The sequence below is a fragment of the Chamaesiphon sp. OTE_8_metabat_110 genome (genome assembly GCF_031382685.1).
GTDB lineage: Bacteria > Cyanobacteriota > Cyanobacteriia > Cyanobacteriales > Chamaesiphonaceae > Chamaesiphon.
Genome location: NZ_JANMZA010000629.1, coordinates 1 through 3,198 on the forward strand (window position 1 = coordinate 1; position 3,198 = coordinate 3,198).

At 50.1% G+C, this 3,198-nt stretch carries 4 protein-coding genes; 2 read left to right on the top strand and 2 right to left on the bottom strand.

The genetic code is table 11. From position 1 onward, the window contains the following. Positions 1-314: 314 nt before the first annotated feature. Positions 315-1,493: an alanine racemase gene (gene alr / locus RMO52_RS22555; protein WP_310418808.1), complete on the bottom strand. Its 1,179-nt coding sequence runs from the start codon at positions 1,491-1,493 to the stop codon at positions 315-317. 95 nt (positions 1,494-1,588) lie between these two features. Between alr and RMO52_RS22560 the strand changes: the two genes are divergently transcribed. Together RMO52_RS22560 and RMO52_RS22565 are read left to right on the top strand one after the other, a co-directional pair. Then, positions 1,589-1,768 carry a hypothetical protein gene (locus RMO52_RS22560; protein ID WP_310418811.1) on the top strand — a complete coding sequence of 60 codons (180 nt, stop codon included), beginning with the start codon at positions 1,589-1,591 and terminating at the stop codon, positions 1,766-1,768. A gap of 35 nt (positions 1,769-1,803) precedes the next feature. After that, positions 1,804-2,733, top strand: a complete 930-nt coding sequence (locus RMO52_RS22565) for an aldo/keto reductase (RefSeq protein WP_310418814.1) — start codon at positions 1,804-1,806, stop codon at positions 2,731-2,733. Positions 2,734-2,919: 186 nt separating this feature from the next. Here the strand turns inward: RMO52_RS22565 and RMO52_RS22570 are convergent. Continuing rightward, positions 2,920-3,198 (bottom strand): class I SAM-dependent methyltransferase (locus RMO52_RS22570; RefSeq protein WP_396135085.1); only part of this gene is annotated, 279 nt, incomplete at its 5' end.

Here is a 3,198-nt window from a genome sequence, read left to right on the forward strand (position 1 = left end):
TATTTTTGACCTGAGATTCATAGGTGGCGGGTAGGGTCATTTTTGCCACGCGGTTGAGATAAGTATGATAGGACTCGTCCACTCGCGATCGCCTCCTTGCCTGTGATATTTGTTAACATTTTGGTAATGTCACTTACCTAAAAATACACATACACTGTTTCCCATCCTCACAATCGCCGATCTTGGCAATTATTGACATTGAAGTCGAGTAGAAAGCAGGTAAAATGTGCGGTTCATTATTAAGCTTAGCACTCGATCCTCTGATTATTATGACTCCAAAGGATAAGTTCGCAAGCTGAGTCTCGATTTTAGTCTTAACTCACGCGTGGCAATCGGTGCTTGAAGCCACATAATATCTCCCAGGAGATCGTCCCAAGCTCATTTGCCCAGTCATCGGCGGTAATCTCAATCGTGCCGTCTCGTCCTAGAATGGTGACGATCTCGCCGACTTGGAGATCGGGAATCTGACTGACATCGAGGACGATCCGATCCATCGTAATCGAGCCGATTTGCGGTACCAAGCAACCCCTAATCGCTACCTGCATCCGATTTGACAAGCGACGGGGTACCCCGTCAGCATAACCAATTTCGACTACGGCGATCTGCATATCCCGATCGGCAATAAACCGATGCCCATAGCTGACTCCCGTCCCTGCCGCGATTTCCTTAATTTGGGAGATCCTGGCTTTGACGCTCAGGACGGGCTGAAGTGAGATTTTTGGCTGTAAATGCGGGGCTGGGTAGAGTCCGTACAAACTCAGTCCCGGTCGGACTAAATTATAGTGCGATCGATCGCTAACTAGAATCCCGGCAGAATTTGCTAGATGTAGCAGCGGGATAGTGTATCCAGCCGCCCCAATCGCCGCAATCGCCCGATCGAACCTGGCAATTTGTAGTTCCATCACCGTCGGATCGAGGTCATCAGCGGTAGCTAAATGCGAGTACAAGCTACCAATCCGTAAATATGGCAAACTTGCCACTTCACGATAAAAAGCGACTGCCTGCTGCCAATCTGCCCCCAATCTCGACATTCCCGTATCGAGCTTGAGATGGACGGTTAGAGGTAAACCGGGCGCTAGCTTCGCAATCGCTTTCGAGAGTAAAATTGCTTGCTCGATCGTGCAAATTGTCGGCTGTAATCCCCACTTGGCGATCGCTTGTGCCTGGACGTTGGTATTTACCGCACCTAAAATCAAAATTGGGGCAACTATGCCCGCAGATCTCAGTTCGATCCCTTCAGTTACCGTCGCCACAGCCAACCATTCCACATTCTCGGCGATAATTGTGCGGGCGATTTCGATCGCGCCATGCCCATAGCCATCGGCTTTGACTACCGCCATTATCTGAGTATCTGGTGCTAATAAGCTGCGAATTTGGCGGACGTTATGCGCCAGTGCGGCTAAGTCAATTTCGACCCAAGCCCGCTGCCGATCCCAATCAGTGTCTTCAAGAGCGGGGCGTTGCGGTAGTTGCTCGGGGTGAGAATCGTTCATATGATGCGATCGTCTCAATGCTGCTAACTGGCAGTTATTATAGTTGTCTAGATATTAACACCAGATTTCGATCTCCGTAGTCAAACAAATTCATCATGAACACGATCGCCAGTGCCAGTATCGGTCTGATTTTGTCAAGTTACTGCCTAGTGGGGACAGCAGTAGCCGCAGGGAGCGTAAAAGCCAAATGTCCGTTCAAAGGCTATATTCACCCGATCGGTGTTTTATCTGTACGTGAAAGTATCGGCAATAATTCCACCTACGGTTTTAGTTAGAATTAGGAGGTATTCTTCCTCCTAAACTCTAAATCATGGCAACGACTATCCTAGGTAATACTGGCATTGAAGTTACACCGCTCGGATTTGGTACCTGGGCTTGGGGCGATTCGCTGTTTTGGGGATATGGCAAAGATTATGGCGAACTTGAGCTGCGACTGGCTTTTCAAGCTGCAATAAGTAAAGGCATTACCTTCTTTGATACCGCCGAGGTTTACGGATTGGGTAAGTCAGAGGAATTACTAGGGAAATTTATCAAAGAAACCCGCGCGACTACCCAGATGGCAACAAAATACGCGCCCCTGCCGTGGCGGTTCCGAAAGGAAGATGTTGCCGATGCCGTGACTGCTAGTTTGAAACGCTTGAAGATGCCCTCGATCGATCTGTATCAAGTCCATTTTCCGGCTCCTTCATTTTTAAGTCAAGAAGGCTTGATGAATGCCCTCGCTGACGAGGTGGAGCAAGGGCGAGTTAAGTCTGTTGGCGTGAGTAACTATAGTGCCGAACAACTCCGCGAAGCGCATCGTTTGCTAGCGCGGCGCGGTGTGCCTTTGGCAGTAAATCAAATGCGGTATTCGCTCATCACCCGCGAAATCGAGACGAATGGGGTACTCGCAACGGCGCGGGAATTGGGAGTGACGATTTTGGCGTATAGCCCCCTGGCTCAAGGCTTACTCACAGGCAAGTATACTGCCAGCAATCCGCCTACTGGTGCAAGAAGTATGGACAAACGGTTTCAGTCGGCTGGTTTAATGAAACTACAACCCGTCTTCAATAAGCTCAATGAACTGGGCGAGAAATACTCCAAAACTCCAGCTCAGGTAGCTCTCAACTGGCTGATCTGTCAGCCCGGTGTCATTCCCATCCCAGGGATTAAAACTGCCGCTCAAGTCGATCAAAATGCTGGCGCTTTGGGTTGGGAATTGACAGTCGATGAAATTAGCGAGTTGCGCTATCTGGGGTAATACCAAATTAAGTTGTAGGTTGGGTTGAGGAATGAAACCCAACATCCCCACGCGCGAAACCCCGTCGCCCTCACCCCGCCCTCGCCTCCGGCTCCGGCTCCCCTCTCCCAAGCTTGGGAGAGGGGTTGGGGGTGAGGGCGACGGGGTTTCGACCGCAAAAGAAGGGTTTGTGAAGTGTCGATAATCCTACTTTTTAGCCACCAAGTACTTGCTCATAAAGTGAACTTCGGTAGGCAATACTTCCGCAAAACCAGCCTGCTTGAGTCGGGCGAGCAAATCGTCCTCCATATAGCTGCGATAGTAAGGCTCGTGGAAAGTTTCGTGGAACATGTGCATCATTGCCTCCAGCTCTGGCGAATCACTCACCTGAATCGAATCACAAATGATGAAAGTGCCACCGGGCTTAAGCACCCGATAGCATTCCTCGATCGCTTTTTGGCGTACCGCCGGGGGCAGTTCGTGGAA

What these genes read in the sequence shown, in the direction of transcription:
- alr (WP_310418808.1), bottom strand. Translation starts at nt 1,493, where the DNA reads ATGAACGATTCTCACCCCGAGCAACTACCGCAACGCCCCGCTCTTGAA.
- RMO52_RS22560 (WP_310418811.1), top strand. Translation starts at nt 1,589, where the DNA reads ATGAACACGATCGCCAGTGCCAGTATCGGTCTGATTTTGTCAAGTTAC.
- RMO52_RS22565 (WP_310418814.1), top strand. Translation starts at nt 1,804, where the DNA reads ATGGCAACGACTATCCTAGGTAATACTGGCATTGAAGTTACACCGCTC.